This window comes from Stenotrophomonas sp. DR822, from assembly GCF_019793815.1.
Classification (GTDB): domain Bacteria; phylum Pseudomonadota; class Gammaproteobacteria; order Xanthomonadales; family Xanthomonadaceae; genus Stenotrophomonas; species Stenotrophomonas indicatrix.
Genome location: NZ_CP081826.1, coordinates 3,117,245 through 3,139,254 on the forward strand (window position 1 = coordinate 3,117,245; position 22,010 = coordinate 3,139,254).

Annotated in this window: 22 protein-coding genes; 10 read left to right on the forward strand and 12 right to left on the reverse strand. The window is 66.7% G+C overall.

Going from position 1 to position 22,010, the window contains the following annotated elements; translation table 11 throughout:
- Nucleotides 1-135 precede the first annotated feature (135 nt).
- From K5K93_RS14260 to K5K93_RS14275, 4 genes are all read left to right on the forward strand, one after another.
- The gene (locus K5K93_RS14260) at nucleotides 136-1,011 is read left to right on the forward strand and encodes a tryptophan 2,3-dioxygenase family protein (RefSeq protein WP_025874586.1); all 876 of its coding nucleotides are present in this window, start codon (nucleotides 136-138) and stop codon (nucleotides 1,009-1,011) included.
- Between the two features lie 179 nt (nucleotides 1,012-1,190).
- On the forward strand, nucleotides 1,191-2,690 hold the full coding sequence (locus tag K5K93_RS14265) for a peptide MFS transporter (protein WP_222388238.1): 1,500 nt from the start codon (nucleotides 1,191-1,193) through the stop codon (nucleotides 2,688-2,690).
- 16 nt (nucleotides 2,691-2,706) lie between these two features.
- Nucleotides 2,707-3,309, forward strand: coding sequence for a thioredoxin family protein (locus tag K5K93_RS14270; protein ID WP_222388239.1), 603 nt, complete (start codon nucleotides 2,707-2,709; stop codon nucleotides 3,307-3,309).
- Nucleotides 3,310-3,425: 116 nt separating this feature from the next.
- Entirely contained in the window at nucleotides 3,426-4,565 is a 1,140-nt protein-coding gene (locus tag K5K93_RS14275) for a hypothetical protein (protein WP_033832410.1), read from the forward strand.
- A gap of 54 nt (nucleotides 4,566-4,619) precedes the next feature.
- On the opposite strand, the gene K5K93_RS14280 is transcribed toward K5K93_RS14275, so the two are convergent.
- From K5K93_RS14280 to K5K93_RS14290, 3 genes are all read right to left on the reverse strand, one after another.
- Nucleotides 4,620-5,681, reverse strand: coding sequence for a PDDEXK nuclease domain-containing protein (locus tag K5K93_RS14280; RefSeq protein ID WP_222388240.1), 1,062 nt, complete (start codon nucleotides 5,679-5,681; stop codon nucleotides 4,620-4,622).
- Between the two features lie 19 nt (nucleotides 5,682-5,700).
- On the reverse strand, nucleotides 5,701-5,928 hold the full coding sequence (locus tag K5K93_RS14285) for a hypothetical protein (protein ID WP_222388241.1): 228 nt from the start codon (nucleotides 5,926-5,928) through the stop codon (nucleotides 5,701-5,703).
- Nucleotides 5,929-6,456: 528 nt separating this feature from the next.
- A complete protein-coding gene (locus K5K93_RS14290) occupies nucleotides 6,457-6,951 on the reverse strand; it encodes a MarR family winged helix-turn-helix transcriptional regulator (protein ID WP_049467584.1) in 495 nt (164 codons plus the stop codon).
- Between the two features lie 129 nt (nucleotides 6,952-7,080).
- On the opposite strand from K5K93_RS14290, the gene hppD reads away from it, so the two are divergent.
- The gene (gene hppD, locus K5K93_RS14295; protein ID WP_170919610.1) at nucleotides 7,081-8,193 is read left to right on the forward strand and encodes a 4-hydroxyphenylpyruvate dioxygenase; all 1,113 of its coding nucleotides are present in this window, start codon (nucleotides 7,081-7,083) and stop codon (nucleotides 8,191-8,193) included.
- A gap of 78 nt (nucleotides 8,194-8,271) precedes the next feature.
- On the forward strand, nucleotides 8,272-9,570 hold the full coding sequence (hmgA, locus tag K5K93_RS14300) for a homogentisate 1,2-dioxygenase (protein ID WP_222388242.1): 1,299 nt from the start codon (nucleotides 8,272-8,274) through the stop codon (nucleotides 9,568-9,570).
- A gap of 411 nt (nucleotides 9,571-9,981) precedes the next feature.
- On the opposite strand, the gene K5K93_RS14305 is transcribed toward hmgA, so the two are convergent.
- Entirely contained in the window at nucleotides 9,982-10,518 is a 537-nt protein-coding gene (locus tag K5K93_RS14305; RefSeq protein WP_093818198.1) for a hypothetical protein, read from the reverse strand.
- A gap of 124 nt (nucleotides 10,519-10,642) precedes the next feature.
- Here K5K93_RS14305 and K5K93_RS14310 point away from each other — a divergent pair, with 124 nt between their 5' ends.
- Both K5K93_RS14310 and K5K93_RS14315 read left to right on the forward strand, forming a co-directional pair.
- On the forward strand, nucleotides 10,643-11,287 hold the full coding sequence (locus tag K5K93_RS14310; RefSeq protein ID WP_222388243.1) for a hypothetical protein: 645 nt from the start codon (nucleotides 10,643-10,645) through the stop codon (nucleotides 11,285-11,287).
- A gap of 73 nt (nucleotides 11,288-11,360) precedes the next feature.
- Entirely contained in the window at nucleotides 11,361-12,320 is a 960-nt protein-coding gene (locus K5K93_RS14315; protein ID WP_222388244.1) for a sodium:calcium antiporter, read from the forward strand.
- Nucleotides 12,321-12,428: 108 nt separating this feature from the next.
- On the opposite strand, the gene K5K93_RS14320 is transcribed toward K5K93_RS14315, so the two are convergent.
- The 8 genes from K5K93_RS14320 to K5K93_RS14355 all read right to left on the reverse strand — a co-directional run bounded on the left by K5K93_RS14320 (nucleotide 12,429) and on the right by K5K93_RS14355 (nucleotide 20,797).
- Entirely contained in the window at nucleotides 12,429-12,815 is a 387-nt protein-coding gene (locus K5K93_RS14320; RefSeq protein WP_025874597.1) for a Na+/H+ antiporter subunit G, read from the reverse strand.
- A complete protein-coding gene (locus tag K5K93_RS14325; RefSeq protein ID WP_025874598.1) occupies nucleotides 12,812-13,096 on the reverse strand; it encodes a K+/H+ antiporter subunit F in 285 nt (94 codons plus the stop codon). The genes K5K93_RS14320 and K5K93_RS14325 overlap by 4 nt, the downstream gene beginning before the upstream one ends.
- Nucleotides 13,093-13,599 (reverse strand): Na+/H+ antiporter subunit E, encoded by a 507-nt coding sequence (locus K5K93_RS14330; RefSeq protein WP_093818195.1) that lies wholly within the window; start codon nucleotides 13,597-13,599, stop codon nucleotides 13,093-13,095. The genes K5K93_RS14325 and K5K93_RS14330 overlap by 4 nt, the downstream gene beginning before the upstream one ends.
- Nucleotides 13,596-15,131, reverse strand: a complete 1,536-nt coding sequence (locus tag K5K93_RS14335) for a monovalent cation/H+ antiporter subunit D (protein WP_093818194.1) — start codon at nucleotides 15,129-15,131, stop codon at nucleotides 13,596-13,598. The genes K5K93_RS14330 and K5K93_RS14335 overlap by 4 nt, the downstream gene beginning before the upstream one ends.
- Nucleotides 15,128-15,505, reverse strand: coding sequence for a Na+/H+ antiporter subunit C (locus K5K93_RS14340; RefSeq protein WP_025874601.1), 378 nt, complete (start codon nucleotides 15,503-15,505; stop codon nucleotides 15,128-15,130). Before K5K93_RS14340 ends, K5K93_RS14335 begins: the two co-directional genes overlap by 4 nt.
- A complete protein-coding gene (locus K5K93_RS14345) occupies nucleotides 15,505-18,333 on the reverse strand; it encodes a monovalent cation/H+ antiporter subunit A (protein ID WP_222388245.1) in 2,829 nt (942 codons plus the stop codon). Before K5K93_RS14345 ends, K5K93_RS14340 begins: the two co-directional genes overlap by 1 nt.
- A 332-nt stretch (nucleotides 18,334-18,665) precedes the next feature.
- Entirely contained in the window at nucleotides 18,666-19,151 is a 486-nt protein-coding gene (locus K5K93_RS14350) for an Mpo1-like protein (RefSeq protein ID WP_025874603.1), read from the reverse strand.
- A gap of 719 nt (nucleotides 19,152-19,870) precedes the next feature.
- Nucleotides 19,871-20,797 (reverse strand): phosphoribosylaminoimidazolesuccinocarboxamide synthase, encoded by a 927-nt coding sequence (locus K5K93_RS14355; protein WP_032976644.1) that lies wholly within the window; start codon nucleotides 20,795-20,797, stop codon nucleotides 19,871-19,873.
- A 144-nt stretch (nucleotides 20,798-20,941) separates the two neighbouring features.
- On the opposite strand from K5K93_RS14355, the gene K5K93_RS14360 reads away from it, so the two are divergent.
- Nucleotides 20,942-21,271 (forward strand): DnaJ domain-containing protein, encoded by a 330-nt coding sequence (locus K5K93_RS14360; RefSeq protein ID WP_025874605.1) that lies wholly within the window; start codon nucleotides 20,942-20,944, stop codon nucleotides 21,269-21,271.
- Between the two features lie 57 nt (nucleotides 21,272-21,328).
- Nucleotides 21,329-22,003 carry a ribulose-phosphate 3-epimerase gene (gene rpe, locus K5K93_RS14365; protein ID WP_025874606.1) on the forward strand — a complete coding sequence of 225 codons (675 nt, stop codon included), beginning with the start codon at nucleotides 21,329-21,331 and terminating at the stop codon, nucleotides 22,001-22,003.
- Nucleotides 22,004-22,010 lie beyond the last annotated feature (7 nt).

Below are 22,010 nucleotides of genomic sequence, written 5' to 3' on the forward strand. Positions count from 1 at the left end.
CGCCAGTAGAACGGCGCAAACGGTTCCACGCGCAACCACCGTTCCACAGGCCTACCGCACGCCCCGGTACGGTCATCGCGGCTGCCAGCGCGGCGGCAACGCGCTACCCTTGCCGCCCCCGATCTGGTCCCGCCCATGTCCGTCGACAACAACCAACGCGATCTCGAAGCCGGTATCCACACCGATCTGCAGGGGCGGCTGACCTACGGCGGCTACCTGCGGCTGGACCAGCTGCTCAGCGCGCAGCAGCCGCTGTCCAACCCGCCGCATCACGACGAGATGCTCTTCATCATCCAGCACCAGACCTCCGAGCTGTGGTTGAAGCTGCTGGGCCACGAGCTGGGTGCGGCGATCGGCTTCCTGCAGCGCGATGAGGTCTGGCAGTGCCGCAAGGTGCTGGCGCGCAGCAAGCAGGTGCTGCGCCAGCTGACCGAGCAGTGGTCGGTGCTGGAAACGCTCACCCCGTCCGAGTACATGGGTTTCCGCGACGTGCTGGGTCCGTCCTCGGGCTTCCAGTCGCTGCAGTACCGCTACATCGAGTTCCTGCTGGGCAACAAGAACGCGCAGATGCTGCAGGTGTTCGAGCACGACACGGCCGGGCAGGCGCAGCTGCGCACCGTGCTGGAGGCGCCGAGCCTGTACGAGGAATTCCTGAAGTACCTGGCCCGCTTCGGCCACGCCGTACCGGCGGTGTACGAGGCGCACGACTGGACCCAGCCGCACGTGGCCGACGACAGCCTGCAGCCGGTCTTCGAACGCATCTACCAGGACACCGACCGCTACTGGCGCGAGTACGCGCTGTGCGAGGACCTGGTGGACCTGGAAACGGCCTTCCAGCTGTGGCGGTTCCGCCACATGCGCACGGTGATGCGGGTGATCGGCTTCAAGCGCGGCACCGGCGGCTCGTCCGGCGTGGGCTTCCTGGCCAAAGCGCTGGAACTGACCTTCTTCCCTGAATTGTTCCAGGTACGCACCACCCTGCAGGCCGCGCCCCCGCCGGATCTGGCCTGATCCCCATTCAGCTTGGCCGCCCGCGGCTGGCTGGATCGTTTCAGATGCAAGTTCAGCGAGCAGGCTGCGACCTGCCTCAAACGGCGTGTATTTGACGTGAACGCCAGAAGTCGGTGATCCTCGCGCGTTGCTTCACCGCACATCGGACGTGCCTCCATCCACCGAACCAGGAATTCCGCATGAGCGTAAACGCCACTGCGAACACCCCAGAGCCGGCGCTGCCGGACTTCAACACCACGATGGGCCATCCGCGCCCGTTGTGGATGCTGTTCATGACCGAGTTCTGGGAGCGCTTTGCGTTCTACGGCATCCGCTGGGCGTTGGTGCTGTACATCGTTGCCCAGTTCTACAACGGCAACGCCGCCGGTGAAGGCGACGCCAGCCGCATCTACGGCGCCTATCTGGCGCTGGTTTACGCCGCGGCCATCTTCGGCGGTTACGTGGCCGACCGGGTACTGGGTTACCAGCGCTCGATCCTGACCGGCGCGATCATCATGGCCGTCGGCCTGTTCATGATCTCGCTGCCGCAGGAGCATATCTTCAAGCTCGGCCTGGCCACGATCATCGTCGGCAACGGTCTGTTCAAGCCCAACATCTCGACCATGGTCGGCAAGCTGTACGGCCTGAAGGACGAACGCCGCGACTCGGGCTTCACCATCTTCTACATGGGCATCAACATCGGCGCGATGATCGCTCCGGTGCTGACCGAGTACCTGGCCCGCAAGGTCTTCGGCACCTCGGAAATGCCGTCCTACAAGGTCGTGTTCATCGCTTCCGGCGTGGGCATGCTGATCTCGCTGGTGTGGTTCTACATCGGTCGTGCCGGCCTGAAGGGCATCGGCGCACCGCCGGCCGGTGCCGAAGGCTTCGGCCGCATCGTGATGGTGCTGGGCGGCTCGGTCGTGGCCATTCCGGTGGCCTACTTCCTGCTCGCCACCGGCGCCACCGCGCTGGCGTGGATCCTCGGCGTGATGTTTGCCGCCCTGGCCGTGCTGCTGCTGGTGGAAGGCATCCGCGAAGGCAAGGTGCAGCGCGACCGCGTGATCGCCATGCTGATCATCTTCGCCTTCAACGTCATGTTCTGGATGTTCTTCGAACAGGCCGGCAGCTCCTTCACCTTCCTGGCCGAGAACATCGTCAACCGCCAGCTGGGTGATTGGACCTTCCCGACCGCGTGGTTCCAGTCGGTCAACTCGGTGGCGATCATCACCCTGGCGCCGATCATCGCCTGGATCTGGGTGGCCCTGGGCCGCGCCAATCCGTCCATCCCGCGCAAGTTCGGCCTCGGCCTGCTGTTCAACGGCGCGGCCTTCGCCCTGCTGATGTTCGCCCTGTCGACCATGGTCGTGGACGGCAAGATCCCGTTCTGGACCCTGTTCATGGTCTACGTCATCCAGTCCGTCGGTGAGCTGTGCCTGTCGCCGATCGGCCTGTCGATGGTGACCAAGCTGGCCCCGGTGCGCCTGGTCGGTTTCGGCATGGGCGGCTGGTTCCTGTCCACCGGCATCGGCAACAACCTGTCGGGCATCTTCGCCGGTGCGGTCAGCGGTGAAGGCGGCATGACGGTCGAATCGGCCCTGAAGGGGTATACCTTCGGCTTCTGGGCCTTGATCGGTTCGGGTGTGGTCCTGTTCCTGGTCGCGCCGCTGATCAACAAGCTGATGCATGGCGTGAAGTAATGAGAGGGTAGTGGGCATGCGTACAACGTTCGGTGGTGCAGTGGTGGCAGTGGTGTGTGCGGCGCTGATCGGCGCCTGTTCGCAGCCTCAACCTCCCGCGGCCCCTGAGCCCACGCAGCCCCTCGACACCCGCCCCACCGAGCCACCGGTCGCTGACCCCAGCGAACCGGTGGTCTCGGGCAACACCCCGGCGGCGGCCGATATCGCCGCCATTGCCGGGCTTGGCGCACAGTTCGACCCGGCCCGCGACCCCGCTGCCGACCTGGAAACGGCCAAGGTCGAGGCCCAGCGCGGCAACAAGCGCATCCTCCTGGAAGTGGGCAACGCCGCGTGCGAGCCCTGCCATGCGCTGGATGAAGCCGTGGAAGGCAATGGTGATCTGCGCCGCTTCCGTGATGCCCACTACGTGTGGGTGAAGGTCAACAACAGCACCGAGAACCCGAACGCGGCCTTCCTGGGCCAGTTCCCGCCGTTCGAAGGCGAGTACCCGCGTCTGCTGGTGATCGATGCCGACGGCACCCTGCTGGCGCCGCAGCCCAGCGAAGCATTGCGCAAGGGCAATGCCGTGCAGACCGCACGCGTGATGGCGTTCCTCAAGCAGTGGGCGCCTGACCGGTAGCGCCCGGCGCCTCCCGCTGCCCGGCCATCCACGCGTGGCGTGGATCTACAGATCATTACCCTTCGGCCGTTAATGGCAAGGACCTCACTGCGCCACCCGGCGCGACCGGAGCGCCCATGCACAGCGACCACGCCGAACGCCTGCCCGAACCTGCCAGCCCGTTGGCCGAAGGAGAGGCACCCGATGGCGTGAGCCTGCCTGCGCAGGAAGCCCTGCTGGATGACGCCGGCACCGGCGACGACACGCTGGAGTTGGCACCGCCGCGGCATCGGCTGCCGCAGATCGCCCTGCCCGACAACGTGGTGCTGAAAGGCGCGGTGCAGAAGCTGGTGGAACAGAAGGCGCGGCTGGATCGACTCGCCGCCGAAGGACAGCTGGCCGGCCTGCTGCCGCCGGAATGGCACGGCAACGGCGTGCGTGCCATCGACCTGTCCAGTTTCGTGCAGGGCGTGCTGCCGTTCCTGCAGCCCGCTGAGCGTGGTGAAACCGCACCAGCCCGCCTGCCGGTGCGCCATGTGCTGGGCGACGACAGCCGCTGGGGCCTGGCCGACGTGCCCGAACCGAAGTCACTGGCCTGGTACCTGGCCAGCGATGACCGCGCCAACGCGGGCAGCAAGGATGTCGCCGAGGCCTATCTGGTCGGCGCGCTTGGCCTGGCCTGGATGCAGGAAGGGCGCAGCCGTCCCGGCTTCCTGCGTGCAATGGACCAGGACAGCCTGGCGGCCCGGGTGACCATGCTGGGCTACCCGCCGCCGAGCGAGCTGGCGTTGTACAGCGTGACCGCACACGGCCAGCCACAGATCTGGTGTGTGCATGGGCGGCGCAGGCTGCGTCCGCTGGTGGCGCCATGGCTGAGCGTGCCGCTGCTGACCGCCTATGGCGTGCCGGCACCGGTGGCGTGGCCGGGCAGCTTCCCGCCCGTCGAGGCCGTGGCCGAGGCGATTGCCGCCGCGCGTCCAGGCAAGCTGCTGCCGGAGGTGGATCTGGGCAGAGTGGTAGCGAAGATCGCCGAAGATGCCTCGTCCGAAGCGTGGCAGCCGGTCAGCCTGCTGCAGCTCAACACCTGGTCGCCGCGCTGGCCGTTCTTCCTGGGGACGTTCGTCGGCCTGCCGTCGCTGCTGCTGGTCACTGCCGCACTGGCGTTGCCCGGGGCGGTCGAAGCGGCCACTGTTGCCGCCTCGCTGGGCTTTGCCGGTGGCGCCATCGGCGCGCTTGCGGTGCCGTGGATCCATGCGCGGCGCAAGCATCTGAGCTGATTGAGCGGGTCATCCACGCATGGCGTGGATCTGTCGATCCTTGCTGAGTGGAGGCTAGGGATCGATGTCTTCAGCAGTGAGTTCCATGCGTTGCCGGGCACGCTCGGTGGCGGCCTGCAGTCGTTGCTTGAGGACTTCCCGGGAGGGAAGGGAGGTCAGGTACTCCGCCACATGGATGCCTGAGCGGTCCAGCTCCAGCAACTCGATCTGGCCTGCCTTCTTGCCTGTGCAAAGGATGATGCCCAGCGGCGCCTCTTCCCCTTCCTCTCGTTCATAACGATCCAGCCAACGCAGATAGAGCTCCATCTGGCCCTTGTATGCTGGCTTGAAGTCACCGATCTTCAATTCGACGGCCACCAGCCTGCGCAGGCGGCGGTTGTAGAACAACAGGTCGAGATGGAAGTCATCGTCGTCGATCTGGATGCGTTTCTGGCGGGCGACGAAACTGAAGCCTGCCCCGAGTTCGAGCAGGAACCCCTGCATTTCACGCAGGATGGCGCCTTCCAGTTCCTGTTCGTCCCAGCAGTCCTTCAACCCGAGAAAATCCAGTACGTACGGGTCGCGCAGGACCAGGCCTGGGGAGAGCTGCTGGTTCCTGCGCAACGCCGACAGCTCATTGGCGATTGTCTGTTCGGGCTGGCTGGAGAGTGCTGTGCGTTCGTACAGCATCGAATCGATGCGCTGGCGCAACATGCGGACACTCCAGCCTTCCGTGCTGGCCATCTGGGCGTAGAAGTCGCGTTTGAGTGGATCAGACAGCGGAATCAGCGCGATGAAATGGGTCCAGCTCAATTGTCGTAGCAGTGATACGACAATCTGCTCGTCGGCAAATGCGATGGAGAACTGCACCATCCTGCGCAGGCTCTTTTCACCGAACGAGCCGCCGAACTCGGCAGACAGCGTCCTGGCGATGCGCTTGAACAGGACCTCCCCATAGCGTGCCCGATGTCCACCCATCTGATCGACATGGATGCGACGTCCTATACGCCAGTAAAGCAGCGTCAGTTCGGCATTGACGGTCCTGACCATCCCGGCGCGGGCCGTGGATATCAGTGTCCGGATATCAGCCAGCAGGTCGTTGGTATGCGGCAGGGTGGGGCGCGGTGTGTCATCCATGAGGTGCTTTCCAGCAGGTTCAGGGTTCGGCAATCACCCGCAACGCGCTGGCATAGCCCTTGGCGAGACCGGTCAGGTCAAGCAGCCGGTTCAACGACAGCAGCAGCCCTGGCGGGCAGGCCTTCAGGCGATGATGCTCAAGCCACGCCTCGGTGACGGTTTCCAATGTGGCCAAGGCCTCATCGATGCGCTGCAGGTCGGCATCGCGGTCGATGGGCCCGGTAATTGGAGGATGGGGATGGGTCATGGCGAAGCTCCGAGGAGAGGCCGCCGGAAAGGCGGCAGGCGATGCGTGGTTGAAAGACCGTGATCCGAAGGAAGAACGGCGGCCATGCGGCCCCACGCACCGCCCGCCAAAGCAGGGCAGCGCGAGTCGCCGCCGCCCGCGATGGGCGGCGACGGGTGCGGCGTGGTTTCCTTCGGATCATCGGGCTTTCAACCCCGGCAGCGGAGCGCCGCTGCGTTCCCACCCTCAGGCCTGTGCAGCCCGCCGTCCAGTAGGCAATGCCACTCGATGCGCGAATGTCGATACAGCCGCTCTGTCGGTCAGGACTCTACCGGCCCGATGCCGAAACATCAGGTGGTAAACGCGACACGTCGAGTCGAACCCGGCCGAAAGACCGTTCGTCGGCGGGCCATGAACACCGCGCGTTGCACGTCATCAATGGCCTGCGCCGGATCCCTCACAGCGCAGCCCGCGACATCATCCACGCGTGGCGTGGATCCATGTGCCGACCAAGGTCGACACCTGCCAAGGGGCGCCGCCCCGAAGGGGTCAAACCCCTTCGCCCATCCGCTCCAGGCCATCGCCGGCCAGGCGCAGGATCAGCTTCTCCAGCACCTGCTCCTCTTCCTCGCTCAGCACCGACATCAACTTGCGGGTGATCTCGATCACCATCGGCGCGATCGTCTCGTACACCTCGAACCCCGCCGCCGACAGCGCCAGCACCGAACGGCGGCGGTCATCGCCATGCGTCTCACGCTTGATGAAACCGCGCTCCAGCAGGCGGGCCACCGCGCGGCTGACCGCGACCTTGTCCATCGCCGTGCGGTCGGAGACCTCGCTGGCCGACGACCCGGGGTACAGCGCCAGGATGGTGATCACCCGCCACTCCGGAATGGCCAGGCCATAGCGGTCGCCGTACAGCTTGGCGATGTTGCCGCTGACCCGGTTGGACAGCACGCTCAGCCGGTACGGCAGGAACTGTTCCAGGTCGAGCAGGACGTGGGAGGCACGCAGGCGGGTGGAAACGGGATCGGCGGGGCTCATGTTGCGGTGCACCTTGCTGGTGGTTTCAAGTGTAACTATAAGTGTTGGGTCCGTACCCTGCATTCTCGCCGGGTCCAACCCCGCCCGCACCTGGTTTGTGCCGATGCGGCACCGATTCGGAGCCACGCCATGAATACCGCAGTACCCTCCGCCTCGCATCCCAACCCCGGCATGCAGGTCACCACCTTCGAAAACCCGATGGGCATCGACGGCTTCGAGTTCGTCGAATTCGCCGCACCGGCCGGCCGTGGTGCCGAGCTGCACGAGTACTTCCGCAAGATGGGCTTCAGCGCGGTGCTCAAGCACAAGCAGCGTCCGATTACCGTCTATCGCCAGGGCGACGTCAACTTCCTGGTCAATGAAGACCCCGATTCGTTCGCCGCCGACTTCGCTGAAAAGCACGGCCCGTGCGCCTGCGGCTTCGCCATCCGCTTCAAGAAGCCGGGCGCGGAGGTCTACCAGACCGCGCTGGGCAATGGCGCCGAAGCCATCGCCTTCAAGCCGGAGAGCAAGGCGGTCAACGCCCCGGTCATCAAGGGCATCGGTGACTGCATGTTGTACCTGGTGGACCGCTACGGCGACGCCGGCAGCATCTTCGATGGTGACTACGAGCTGATCGCCGGCGCCGAGCTGCGCCCGAAGGGCTTCGGCCTGACCTTCATCGACCACCTGACCCACAACCTGTACTTCGGCAACATGCAGCAGTGGTCGGACTATTACGAGCGCCTGTTCAACTTCCGCGAGATCCGCTACTTCGACATCAAGGGCCTGAAGACCGGCCTGGTGTCCAAGGCGATGACCGCGCCGGATGGCATCGTGCGCATTCCGCTGAACGAATCGTCCGACCCCAAGAGCCAGATCAACGAGTACCTGGACGCGTACAAGGGCGAGGGCATCCAGCACATCGCCTGCTTCACCGAGAACATCTACGAAACGGTCGAAGCCATGCGCGCGCAGGGCGTGGATTTCCTCGACACACCGGAGACCTACTTCGATGTGATCGACCAGCGCGTGCCCAACCACGGTGAGGACGTCGCCCGCCTGGCGAAGAACAAGATCCTGATCGACGCCGACCCGGAAACCCACCAGCGCAAGCTGCTGCAGATCTTCACCCAGAACTGCATCGGCCCGATCTTCTTCGAGATCATCCAGCGCAAGGGCAACGAAGGCTTCGGCGAAGGCAACTTCACCGCGCTGTTCGAGAGCATCGAACGCGACCAGATCCGCCGCGGCGTGCTGTAAGGTTTCCACAACGGCACCTTCTCCACCGGTAGCGCCGGGCCATGCCCGGCGGCTTTCCCCAGGCTTCCAGGAACCCCCATGTCTCCCTCCATCACCGCCCGCGGCTACCAGTCCGGTTTCGGCAACGAGTTCGCCAGCGAGGCCGTGCCCGGTGCGCTGCCCGTCGGCCAGAACTCGCCGCAGAAGGTGGCCCATGGCCTGTATGCCGAGCAGCTGACCGGTACCGCATTCACCGCACCGCGCGGCAGCAATCGCCGCAGCTGGCTGTACCGGATCCGTCCGGCGGTTACCCACGGTGAGTTCACTCCCTTCGCGCAATCGCAGCTGCAGTGCGATTTCAGTGCACAGCCGGCTTCGCCGAACCAGCTGCGCTGGAGCCCGCTGCCGCTGCCGGAACTGCCCACCGATTTCGTCGAAGGCCTGTACACGATGGGCGGCAACGGTTCGCCCGACGCGCATGCCGGTGTCGGCATCCATCTGTATGCAGCCAACCGTGACATGGTCGGCCGCTATTTTTACGACGCCGACGGCGAACTGCTGATCGTGCCGCAGCTGGGCAGCCTGAGCCTGCTGACCGAGCTGGGCGTGATCGAGATCGAGCCGCAGCAGATCGCGGTGATTCCGCGCGGCGTGCGCTTCCGCGTCGAGCTGCCGGATGGCCCTAGCCGTGGCTACATCTGCGAGAACTTCGGCGCACTTCTGAAGCTGCCCGACCTGGGCCCGATCGGTTCCAACGGCCTGGCCAATCCGCGCGATTTCGAGACCCCGCATGCCGCGTTCGAAGATATCGACGGCGATTTCGAACTGATTGCCAAGTTTGACGGCCGCCTGTGGCGTGCGCCGATCAATCATTCGCCGCTGGACGTGGTCGCCTGGCACGGCAACTACGCGCCGTACCGTTATGATCTGCGCCGCTTCAACACCATCGGCTCGATCAGCCACGACCACCCGGATCCGTCGATCTTCCTGGTGCTGCACTCGCCCAGCGACACCCCGGGCACCAGCAACATGGACTTTGCGATCTTCCCGCCGCGCTGGCTGGTGGCGCAGAACACGTTCCGCCCGCCGTGGTTCCACCGCAACATCGCCAGCGAATTCATGGGCCTGGTGCATGGTGCCTACGACGCCAAGGCCGAAGGCTTCGTGCCGGGCGGTGCGTCGCTGCACAACTGCATGAGCGGCCACGGTCCGGATGCCCCGACCTTCGACAAGGCCTCCAATGCGGACCTGTCCAGGCCGGATGTGATCAAGGACACCATGGCCTTCATGTTCGAGACCCGTGGGGTGATCCGCCCGACCGCGCAGGCGCTGGCAGCAAGCCACCGGCAGGGCGATTACCAGCAGTGCTGGAACGGCCTGCGCAACAATTTCCGTTGATCGTCCGCGTCCACGCATGGCGTGGATCTACCGGGAAGCGCGATACCGTATCCACGCATGGCGTGGATATATCGGGAATCGCGATACCGTATCCACGCATGGCGTGGATCTACCGGGAAGCGCGATACCGCGTCCACGCATGGCGTGGATCTACCGGGAAGCGCGATACCGTATCCACGCATGGCGTGGATCTACCGGGAAGCGCGATACCGTATCCACGCATGGCGTGGATATATCGGGAATCGCGATACCGTATCCACGCATGGCGTGGATCTACCGGGAATCGCGATACCGTATCCACGCATGGCGTGGATCTACCGGGAAGCGCGATATCGCGTGCACGCGTGACGTGGATCCATCCGGGCACGTGATGTAGTAGATCCACGCCATGCGTGGATGCTGTTCACCGGTTCAGGCAATGGCCGCGAACGCGCTGCAATGCTCCACCGGCAGCGCCTCCATCAGCCGCTGCCGCACGCGCTGGCAGTACCCTTCCGAGGTCAGTGCCGGCAGCACCTGCAGCGCCGATTGCATCACCCGCAGCACCTCGCCTTCGGCACGCGCCTGCTGCAGGTCGCGGAACAGCGCCGCTGCGTTGGGATGCCGCTGCATCTCCAGGATTCCCAGCACATAGATGCGCGCGGCGACCAGCGAGCGGCGGCGCTCGACCGGCGCCGCAGACGCTGGCGTGACTGACGGCGCCAGTGGAGCCGTCATCGCAACCGGTGCAGGTGGCGAGGATGCGGGTGCGTCCGCAGCGGTCACCAGGTAGCCGCCCTGGATCAGCTGGATCACCATCGCTGCCGCATCCTGCCCAAGCAGTGCGGTCAGCTCGGCGATGCTGCGCTGGCCATCACACAGGATCAGCAGGCGTCGCTGGCGCATGTCCAGCGGTGCGCGGTGGGCCTGCAGCGCGGTTCGGGCGAGGTCGGTCTTGCGCGGTTGCATGGGGAGGACAGCCAAGTCGGTGCTCGCCCAGCCTGAATGAGGGCGATGAAACCGCGATGACAATGCAGCGCCTGCACGCCGGCTGCGGTAGCGTGCACCCACCCTGTGCCAAGGATCCGCACCGATGAAGCATCTCCCGATGGCCGGCCTGCTGCTGTTGTCGCTGGCCGCCTGCAACCGTAGTCCCGACACCGCCGCACCGGCAGCGCCGCCTGCGGCCACCGCACCGGCGAAGGATGCCTCCGTCCCCGCCGACGCCGATCTGGCCACCGCTTCGCCGGTGGATCCGCGCAGCGACAGCCCGGCACGCCTGGATGGCTTCGGTGGCGCCACGCTGGGCGCAGGCATCGCCGAGGTCCGCAGTGGCTTCGGCACCCCTTTGCAGGGCCTGGGCACCGATGCGGCTGGCAAGCCGCTGCCTGCCGACGATGCCAATGAAGGCTGCTACTTCCTGCGCCCGCAGGGGGCCGAAAACCCGCGCCTGATGTTCGAAGCGCGCAAGCTGGTCCGCTACGACGTACGCAGCCCGTCCATCGTCGCCCCCGGTGGCGGCCGGGTCGGCATGACCCTGGGCGAGCTGCAGGTGCTCTATCCCGAGCGCGCCGACGTCGGTCCGGACAAGTACGACGACAAGGCCCAGCACCTGCGCGTGCGCCCGGCGCAGGACGGAGCGGCGATCATCGATTTCGCCCTCGGCGCTGACGGCAAGGTCAGCGCCTGGCGGGTCGGCAGGACCCCGCAGGTGGACTACGCTGAAGGCTGCGGCTGATCGGCCGTCCTCGGCTCACCCGCCGCGGGTGGGCCGAGCGTAGAATCGCGCCACGACCGCTGGGGAGCGCCCGATGATCGCTATTGCCATTGCCTGGTTCCTGCTCGGCCTGCTGTTGCTGGCCCTGGGTGGGGACTCCATCGTCAAAGCCGTGTCCGGCCTGGCGCAGCGTTTCGGCGCCAGTGCATTCACCGCAGGCCTGCTGTTGCTGGGAATCGCCACCTCGCTGCCGGAGCTGGCGGTCAACGCCCGCGCGCTGGTGGTGGGCCAGCCGGAGCTGGCCTTGGGCAATGCCGTCGGCAGCAGCGTGGTCAACCTCGGCCTGACCCTGGCGGTGGCCGCGATGGTGGCGCCGTTGCTGCTGCGCGCGCGCCTGCAGGCCGTGCTGTGGTGGGGGCTGCTGGCCGCGGGCCTGCTGCTGATCGTATTCGGACTCGATGGCCGGCTGCTGCGCTGGGAGGCCTGCGTGCTGGTGGCCGGGTTCGTGGTGGTGCAGTTGCTGCTGCTGCGTCGCGGACGCCATGAGGGCGCCGAAGTACAGGCGATCATCGCCGAGTCGGCGCTGAGCCGCACCAGCCTGCCGTTGAACGTGCTGCGCCTGCTGGTTGCCGCGCTGGCGTTGTATTGGGGCGCGCGCCTGGTGGTCGGTGCCGCCGCTGATTTCGGCGCCGCGCTGGGCTGGACGCCGCTGCTGGTGGGTCTGCTGCCGGTGGCGATCGGCACTGCGTTGCCGGAGGTGGCGGCCGCGGTCGCGGCAGCACGCCGTGGTCACGGCGACATGGTGCTGGGCCACGTGCTCGGCTCCAGCGTGGTCAACCTGATGCTGGTGATCGGTGCGATGGGGCTGCTGCAGCCGCTGGCGTTGCCAGCCTCGTTCGTGCGCCTGGAACTGCCGGCGCTGCTGGCCTTCGCACTGGTGCTGTACCCGATGTTGCGCGGCGACCTGCGCATCAGCCGCATCGAAGGTGCGGTACTGCTGGGCGCGTTCGTGGCCTGGCTGGGACTGGAAATCGCGCTGGTCACACCGGTCTGAGGTAGTGCCGGCCGCTGGCCGGCAACCTCGGCGAACTCGCAGCCAGGCATGGCCTGGCTCTACTGGTGGTTATCCGGGGTCGTGCCGATCGACGGTCGGCACCCACCGTCAACGCGCGGTGGTTTCCTCTTCCCGCTCCGGTTCCGGCGGGGGCAACTGTTCGTCTTCGGCACGCTCGTTGCCCGGCAGGCTGGGGCGCGTTTCCATCAGCAGCGACAGTGCGGCCTTGGCCATCAGGTGCGCGCTGATCGGTGCGGTGATGAACAGGAACACGGTGATCAGCAGCTCGCGCGGCTGCGGGTCCTGGCCCAGGAAGATGTGGTAGCAGACCGAGCACACCAGCACGCAGCCCACGCCCAGCGTGCTGGCCTTGGTCGGTGCGTGCAGGCGCTTGAAGAAGGTGGACAGCTTCACCAGGCCCAGCGCGCCGACCAGGATGAAGAAGCAGCCGAACAGCAGCAGGATCGACAGCGCGATCTGGATGAAGGTGATCATTCGACGATGTCCCGGCGCAGCACGAACTTGCTCAGCACCACGGTGCTGCCGAAGCCGAGCATGGCGATGATCAGGGCCGCCTCGAAGTAGATCGCCGAATTGAGGTACATGCCGAACAGCATCAGCTCGGCGATGGCGGTCACCGACAGCGTATCCAGTGCAAGGATGCGGTCGGGCACGGTCGGCCCGCGCAGCAGGCGCCAAGTGGCCAGCAGCATGGCCAGGCCGACCACGTGCATGCACACCACCAGGGTGGTCTGGATGATCTGGAATCCAGTCATGGGAAGATCTCCATCAACGGGGCTTCATAACGGCGCTTGATCGTGTCGATCAGCTCCTGCGGGTCTTCCAGGTGCAGCACGTGCACCAGCAGGAATTTGCGGTCGTCGCTGAGGGCGGCCGACACCGTGCCGGGGGTCAGGGTGATCATGCTGGTCAGCGCGGCGATGCCGTGGATGTTGGCGATGTCCAGCGGCAGCCAGATGAAACCAGGGTGGATGTTCTTTTCAGGGCCCAGTACCTGGATGGCCACGCGGATGTTGGACATCAGGATGTCCCACAGGGTCACCAACAGCAGCTTCGGCAGCGGCCGCAGGGTGCCGATGCGGGCGAACTCGCGGTCCAGGCGCGCGGCGAACAGCGGAATGACCACGCCCAGCAGCAGGCCCAGCAGGAACTGGCCGAGCGTGAAGCTGTCGGACATCAACAGCCAGAACACCACCACCATCACGCTCAGCGCGGGCGAGGGCAACAGGCGGCGGATCGGGGAACGCTTGGCGGTCATGGCTGGCGGATCTCCGGCGTGGTCGCGCGCAGCTGCTGCACGTAGTCGCCCGGCTGCAGCAGCTGGGTGGCGATGGCGTCGGTGTGCTGCATCAGCGGGGCAGCGAACAAGGTCATGCCGATGCCGTAGGCCAGCAGGATGCAGGCGGCAAACAGCTCCACACGGCGCAGCGGTGCCTTGCGCGGTGGCGGTGCATCGGGATCGGGCAGCGGCACGCGCCAGAACAGGCGGATGCCGCCGCGGGTCAGGCCCATGATGACCAGCAGGCTGCTGACCAGCACGGCGGTCCATACCGCGCCGGTGTACTGCGCGGGCATGCCGGCCAACAGCGCGGCCTTGGCCAGGAAGCCGGACAGCGGCGGCAGGCCGGCCACCGACACCGCCGCAATCAGGAACAGCACGGCCGGGGTCTGCTTGCCGGGCATCGGTGCGATCACTTCCTTGCGGTCGCTGGCGCCGCCACGACGGCGTCGGATCAGGTCGGCGACCAGGAACAGTGCGGCGGCGACGAAGCTGCTGTGCGGCAGGTAGTACAGGCCGGCCGACAGCACCTCAGGGGTGCCCACCGAGAAGGCGATGAACAACGTCGCCGCCGAGACGATCACCAGATACGAAATCAGCACGCGCAGGCGCGCGGCGGCCAACGCACCCAGGCCACCCAGCACCAGCGTCGCTACGCCGGCCCACAGCAGCCAATCGCGGCCGTAGCCGGCCATCGCCCCCGCATCCTCGCCGAACCACAGCATCTGGATGCGCAGCACGGCATACAGGCCCACCTTGGTCATGATCGCAAACAGCGCCGCCACCGCCGCCGGTGCACGCGCATACGATTCGGGCAGCCACAGGTACAGCGGCATCAGCGCGGCCTTGGCACAGAACACCAGCAGCAACAGGCCCATCGTCGCCTTCACCAGGGTCAGCTGCGCAGGCGGCACTTCGGCGATGCGCTGCGACAGCTCGGCCATGTTCAATGAACCCAGCGAGGCGTACAGCAGGCCCAGCGCGATCAGGAACAGGGTCGAGGCGGTGACGTTGAACACCACGTAGTGCAGGCCGATGCGCATGCGCAGGCCACGACCGCCACTGAGCAGCAGGCCGTAGGAGGCGATCAGCATCACCTCGAAGAACACGAACAGGTTGAAGATGTCGCCGGTCAGGAAGGCGCCGTTGAGGCCGACCAGCTGGAACTGGAACAGCGCATGGAAGTGCGGCGCGCGGCGGTCCCACCCCGAACACGCATGCAGCAGGCAGGGGATGGCCAGCAGCAGGGTGGTCAGCAGCATCCACGCCGACAGCCGGTCGGCCACCAGGGCGATGCCCAGGCGTGACGGCCAGTCACCCAGCAGGTACACGCGGATGTCGCCGCCAGCGGTGTCGGCGAACAACAGGCCGACCACCACCGCCAGCGCGCCCAGCGCGGCCCACGCCACGGCGCGCTGCACCTTCGGCCCATAGCGGCGGTGTTCGACGAACAGCGACAGCGCAGCGCCGAGCAGCGGTACCAGGATCGGCAGGATCACCAGATGATTCATGCGCGGTCCTCGCCCCGGCGCGGCGGTGCATCGTCATCCGGCTCGTGCGCGTCCACGTGGTCACTGTGGTTGTCGCTGCGGCTGCGCATGGCCAGCACGATGCTGACGGCGGTCATCGCAAAGGCAATGACGATGGCGGTCAGCACCAGCGCCTGTGGCAGCGGATCGGTGTAGTTGCCCAGGTGGCTCTCCACGCCCTCCTGCAGCACCGGCGCCTTGCCCTGCACCACGCGGCCACCGGCGAAGATCAGCAGGTTGGTGGCGTAGGACAGGAAGGTCATGCCGAGGATCACATCGAAGCTGCGCGCGCGCAGCAGCAGGTAGATGCCGATGGCGGTCAGCACGCCGATCGCAGAGGCCAGGGCCAGTTCCATCAGTGCATCTCCCCCGTTCGTGCCGAGCGGCGTTGCAGGTCGATCTCGCCCTTGCGCGCGGTGCGCGTCCGCGAGGGTTTGACGGTGGCCATCATCGACAGCATCAGCATCGCGCCACCGAACACCACCAGGTACACGCCGATATCAAAACCGATCGCGCTGGCCAGCGGTACATCGCCGATCAACGGCAGATGCAGGTCCAGGTGGCCGCTGGTCAGGAACGGCACGCCGAACAGCATCGACGCGGCGCCACTGAGGATGGCGATCAGCAGGCCGATGCCGATGCAGCGGATGTAGTCGAAGCCGAAGCGTGACTCCACCGAGGCGGTGCCCTGGATCACGTACTGGATCAGCAGCGGCACCGCCAGCACCAGGCCGGCGATGAAGCCACCCCCCGGCGCGTTGTGGCCGCGCAGGAACAGGAAGATGGAGACCGTCAGGGTCAGCGGGAACATGATCTGGGCCAGATCGGCCGGCACCGGCAGCTTGATCGGCGGACCGGGCATGATCTGCTCCGGCGCCATCCGCGTGCGACGCAGCAGCGCGTGCACGACCAGTGCGGCAATGCCGAACACGGTGATCTCGCCGAAGGTATCGAAGCCGCGGAAGTCGACCAGGATCACGTTGACCACGTTCTGGCCGTAAGCCTCGGGCAGGGCGCGGGCAAGCAGCTCGCCGGCCATGGTGTTCGGCGGCAGGGTCATCGCGCTGTAGGCCAGCGCGCCCAGGCCGGCACCGGCCACGATCGCGATCAGCGCATCACGGCGCTTGCGCCAGCGTGGCCGCTCCGGGCCGGACTGTGCCGGCAGGTAGTTCATGCCCAGCAGCATCAGCACCAGGGTCACCATCTCCACCAGCAGCTGGGTCAGCGCCAGGTCCGGTGCGGACAGGAACACGAAGGTCAGCGCCACCATCAGGCCGACGCCGCCGACCAGCAGCACGGCCAGCAGGCGCTGCTTGTACATGCGCAGGGTCGCTACCGCGCAGGACATCATCACCAGCCACAACGCCCAGCCCAGCAGCGGTATCGGCTGCGGTCTGGTCCATTCCGGCGAGGCCGGGTTGGCGATGTAGGGCGCGGCGGCGACCACGATCGCCACCAGCACCAGGCCCAGCAGCATGCGCTGCAGGCTGCCGTTGGCGATGCCGGCGGTCAACCGCTGCGCACCGGCCGACAGCAGGTCCAGCTGGTGGTGGAAGACGTTGCGTCCCGGGGTGGTGTTGGTTACCGCGTGCAGATCGATCAGCTTGCGCAGGCCGAAGTAGAGGAGCACGCCACCGACCACGCCAGCGGCGCTCATCGCCAGCGGCAGGTTGAAGCCATGCCAGATCGACAGGTTGTATTCGGGCATCGCGCTGCCGAGGATCGAGGAGGCTGCCGCGTGCAGCACCGGCGCCACCGTCAGTGCCGGGGCGATACCCACCGCCACGCAGATCACCACCAGGATCTCCACCGGCACCTTCATCCAGCGCGGCGGCTCGTGCGGCACGCGGTCCAGTCCATGCGGGCCCTTGCCGAAGAACGTGTCGTGCACGAAGCGCAGGCTGTAGGCCACGCCGAACACACCGGCCAGCAGCGCGGCGATCGAGACCGCCGTGCGCATGGTGTCGGTGCCGCCCGCCGACAGCGCTTCGGCGAACAGCATTTCCTTGGACAGGAAGCCGTTGAGCAGCGGGATGCCGGCCATCGCCAGCGAGGCGATGATCGCCAGCGCGCTGGTGAACGGCATCAGCCTGCGCAGGCCACCCAGCTTGCGCATGTCACGGGTGCCGGTCTCGTGGTCGATGATGCCGGCGGCCATGAACAGCGAGGCCTTGAAGGTGGCGTGGTTGAGGATGTGGAACACGCCGGCGACCACCGCCATCGGCGTGGACAGGCCGAACAGCAGGGTGATCAGGCCCAGGTGCGAGATCGTCGAATAGGCCAGCAGGCCCTTCAGGTCATGCTGGAAGATCGCGTTCCAGGCACCGATCAGCAGGGTAATCGCACCGATGCCGCTGACCGTGTAGAAGAACAGATCGCTGCCGGCCAATGCCGGATGCAGGCGCGCCAGCAGGAACACCCCCGCCTTCACCATGGTGGCCGAGTGCAGGTAAGCCGACACCGGGGTGGGTGCGGCCATCGCGTGCGGCAGCCAGAAGTGGAACGGGAACTGCGCGCTCTTGGTGAAGATGCCCGCCAGCACCAGCAACAGGGCATAGGGGTACAGCGTGCTGGCGCGGATCTGCTCACCGGCGGCCAGCACCACGTCCAGATCGAAGCTGCCGACGATGCGGCCGATCAGCAGCACGCCGGCCAGCAGCGCCAGGCCGCCGCCGCCGGTGATCACCAGCGCCATCCGCGCGCCCTCGCGCGCGTCCTGGCGGTGCGACCAGAAACCGATCAGCAGGAACGAGCTGATGCTGGTCATTTCCCAGAAGACCATCAGCAGCAACAGGTTGCCCGACAGCACCATGCCCAGCATGGCGCCCATGAACAGCAACAGGTAGGTATAGAAGCGGTGCGCGTTGTCCTGGCTGCTGAGGTAGTAGCGCGCATACAGCACCACCAGTGCGCCGATGCCCAGCACCAGTCCGGCGAACATCCAGGCCAGGCCATCCAGGCGCAGGGTGAAGTCCAGGCCGATCTGCGGCAGCCACGGCACCATCGTGCGCACCACCTGGCCATCGAGCACCGATGGGGTCAGCCAGGCGAGGATCGCCAGCCCGCCCAACGGCGCAAGCGCCGCCAGCCAGGCAGCAGTCGAGCGCGAACTACGGGGGAAGGCTGCGACAGCCACTGCCATCAGGAACGGCAGGGCCAGCAGCAGGGGCAGGCTGGGGAGCATGCAGGGAATCCATGATTCACGAGCAGGTCAGGGAGCATAACAGGCTGCCAAATGTCGCCGAAACCCATTGAACAGCGATCAATTGCAGGTAACGTGCGCTGATTCATTTTTTCTGCGATGCAGCATGCCGCGCGGATGACCCATCAGGACCCGCTGGGCAGGTCCACCCTACGCCCACGCAGGGACAGCGCAGCCCCTGTCGCACAGGGACCGCCGCCGCCGGGCGGGGCAAGGTGAGGAGGCCACCGCGGCAGGCTGGCAGGCGCGCCGTGCAGTGTCGGTGACGGGATCTGCCCGTTCAGGAAACGAAGGCGTCGACGCGGCGACGCTGGTCAGTAGCGCCAGTCGAGCTTGCGATAGGCCTTGGCCATCACCCACGCCGGGCCGATCAGCAGGTAGGTCAGGTCGGTCAGGAAGCTGGGCTTGCGGCCTTCGAACTTGTGGCCGATGAACTGCGCGATCCAGGCGACGACGAATACGCCGATGGCCAGCGAGCGCAGGTTGTGCAGGCCGATTTCCGCTTCCAGCAGCCGGCACAGGCAGCCGAAGACGAAGAACTGGATGAGCATGCCGATGCCCAGCGGACGCGACAGCTTGTTGTAGAAGCACCACGCGCTGAACATCGCGAACGCCGACCAGATGCCGTACTGGAACCAGGTGATCAGCGGCGGCACGCACCACAGCAGGGCCACCACCGACCACAGGATCGCCGGCACCGCCACCACGTGGATGCGCTGGTTGACGACATTGCGGTGGTCGTCGGAGTAGCTGGCGAAATAGCGGTCGATCGGACGCGCAAGCTGGGTGCTGGTCTGCATGTGGCCAGCATACCCCGGCCGGGGCCGCCAGTAGAGCCAGGCCGTGCCCGGCTGCAGGTTCGCCGGGGTTGCCGGCCAGCGGCCGGCACTACCAACCGGCAGTAGAGCCAGGCCATGCCCGGCTGCAGGTTCGCCGGGGTTGCCGGTCAGCGGCCGGCACTACCAACCGCCAGCAGAGCCAGGCCATGCCTGGCTGCAGGTTCGCCGGGGTTGCCGGCCAGCGGCCGGCACTACCAACCGCCAGTAGAGCCAGGCCGTGCCCGGCTGCAGGTTCGCCGGGGTTGCCGGCCAGCGGCCGGCACTACCAACCGGCACTACCAACCGGCAGTAGAGCCAGGCCATGCCCGGCTGCAGGTTCGCCGGGGTTGCCGGCCAGCGGCCGGCACTACCAACCGCCAGCAGAGCCAGGCCATGCCTGGCTGCAGGTTCGCGGGGTTGCCGGCCAGCGGCCGGCACTACCAACCGGCAGTGGAGCCAGGCCGTGCCTGGCTGCAGGTTCGCCGGGGTTGCCGGCCAGCGGCCGGCACTACCAACCGGCAGTAGAGCCAGGCCATGCCCGGCTGCAGGTTCGCCGGGGTTGCCGGCCAGCGGCCGGCACTACCAACCGCCAGCAGAGCCAGGCCATGCCTGGCTGCAGGTTCGCGGAGATTGCCGGCCAGCGGCCGGCACTACCGCATTCAGAACGCCCCCGCCACGCGGGCCGGGGGGGCGCAGGGGAATCAGTCGACGCTGATCCCGGCCAGGCGCTGCAGCGCTTCGGCGTACTTGGCGCGGGTGCGCTCGATGATCTCCGCCGGGATGCTCGGGCCCGGGGCGGTCTTGCCCCAGTCCAGCGTCTCCAGGTAGTCACGCACGAACTGCTTGTCGTAGCTCGGCGGGCTGGTGCCCACTTCGTACTCGTCGGCAGGCCAGTAGCGCGAGGAATCCGGCGTCAGCATCTCGTCCATGATGTACAGGCGACCGTCGGCGTCGGTACCGAACTCGAACTTGGTGTCGGCCAGGATGATGCCGTGCTCGCGTGCGTAATCGGCCGCGAACTTGTAGATGCGCAGCGTCGCGTCGCGCACCCGCTCGGCCATTTCCGCACCGACCGTCTTCACCATCGCGTCGAAGTCGATGTTCTCGTCATGGTCGCCAACGGCGGCCTTGGTCGAGGGGGTGAAGATCGGCTCGGGCAGCTGCTCGGCCTGGCGCAGGCCGTCGGGCAGCTCGATGCCGCTGACCTTGCCGGTGCGCTGGTAGTCCTTCCAGCCGCTGCCGATCAGGTAGCCACGGGCGATGGCTTCCACCGGTACCGGCTTCAGCTTGCGGGTGACCACCGCGCGCTTGGCGTACAGGGCCGCGTCCACGCCCTCGGGCAGCACGCTGGCCACATCGATGCCGGTCAGGTGGTTGGGCATCAGGTGCGCGGTCTTGGCGAACCAGAAGTTGGACACCTGGCAGAGCATCTCGCCCTTGCCCGGGATCGGGTCGGGCAGGACCACATCGAACGCCGACAGGCGATCGGTGGCGACCATCAAGAGGTAGTCCCCCGGTGGGGTACCGGCCGGCAGTCGCTCGCGCGGGATATCGAACACATCACGCACCTTGCCGCGGTGGCGCAAGGGCAGGCCGGGGAGATCGGATTGCAACAGCGTGGTTGGCACGGGCACTCCTGGGGCTTCGTCGAGACGGCTGCCCAGGGGACCCGGCGGGCCCGCAACTGGTCAGCGGGCGGCCTAGTGTAAAGCGGTCCGGGCCCGCTGTGACGTAAAATGAGCGTCCATTTCGTCGGCCGACCCCGGAGCGCCATGCGCTGGTACGGAAAACTGCTCGGATTCATCGCCGGCGCCCTGCTGTTCCGGCCCAATCCGCTGTTCGGCGCGGTGGTCGGCCTGTTGCTGGGGCATGCCTTCGACAGCGACTGGTTCCGCCTGAACAAGGAGAACCCGTACCGCGAGCTGGGGCTGACCTCCGAGGCCACCGATGCCGAGGTCGAGCGCGCCTACCGCAAGCTGATCTCCCAGTACCACCCCGACAAGCTGGGCGGCGCCGCCCCCGAGCTGCAGCAGCAGGCCGAGCAGAAGTCGCGGCGCATCAACGCCGCCTACGACCGCATCAAGACCCTGCGCAAGCGCTGACCCCATTGCCCCGCCTGCGGGCGGGAAACCCCTTTCCCCGTTCCGAAGGCCCCGGCCATGTCCAACTGCCTCATCGCTCCTTCCATCCTCTCGGCCAACTTCGCCCGCCTGGGCGAGGAAGTCGACAACGTCCTGGCCGCAGGTGCGGACTGGGTCCATTTCGATGTGATGGACAACCACTACGTGCCCAACCTGACCATCGGCCCGATGGTCTGCCAGGCGCTGCGCAAGCATGGCGTCACCGCGCCGATCGACGTGCACCTGATGGTCGAGCCGGTGGACCGCATCATCCCGGACTTTGCCGAGGCCGGTGCCACCTACATCAGCTTCCACCCGGAGGCCAGCCGCCACGTGCACCGCACCATCCAGCTGATCCGCTCGCTGGGCTGCAAGCCGGGCATCGTGCTCAACCCGGCCACCCCGGTGGACATCCTCGACTGGGTGCTGGACGACCTGGACCTGGTGCTGCTGATGTCGGTCAACCCGGGCTTCGGCGGCCAGGCCTTCATTCCGTCGGCCTTGGACAAGCTGCGCGTGGTGCGCCAGAAGATCGATGCCAGCGGCCGTGACATCCGCCTTGAGATCGATGGTGGCGTGAAGGCCGACAACATCGGCGAGATCGCCGCCGCTGGCGCCGACACGTTCGTCGCCGGCTCGGCCATCTTCAACGCCAAGACCAGCTACCAGGACGTGATCGCGCAGATGCGCGCCAACGTCGCTGCAGCGCGCTGACAAAAAG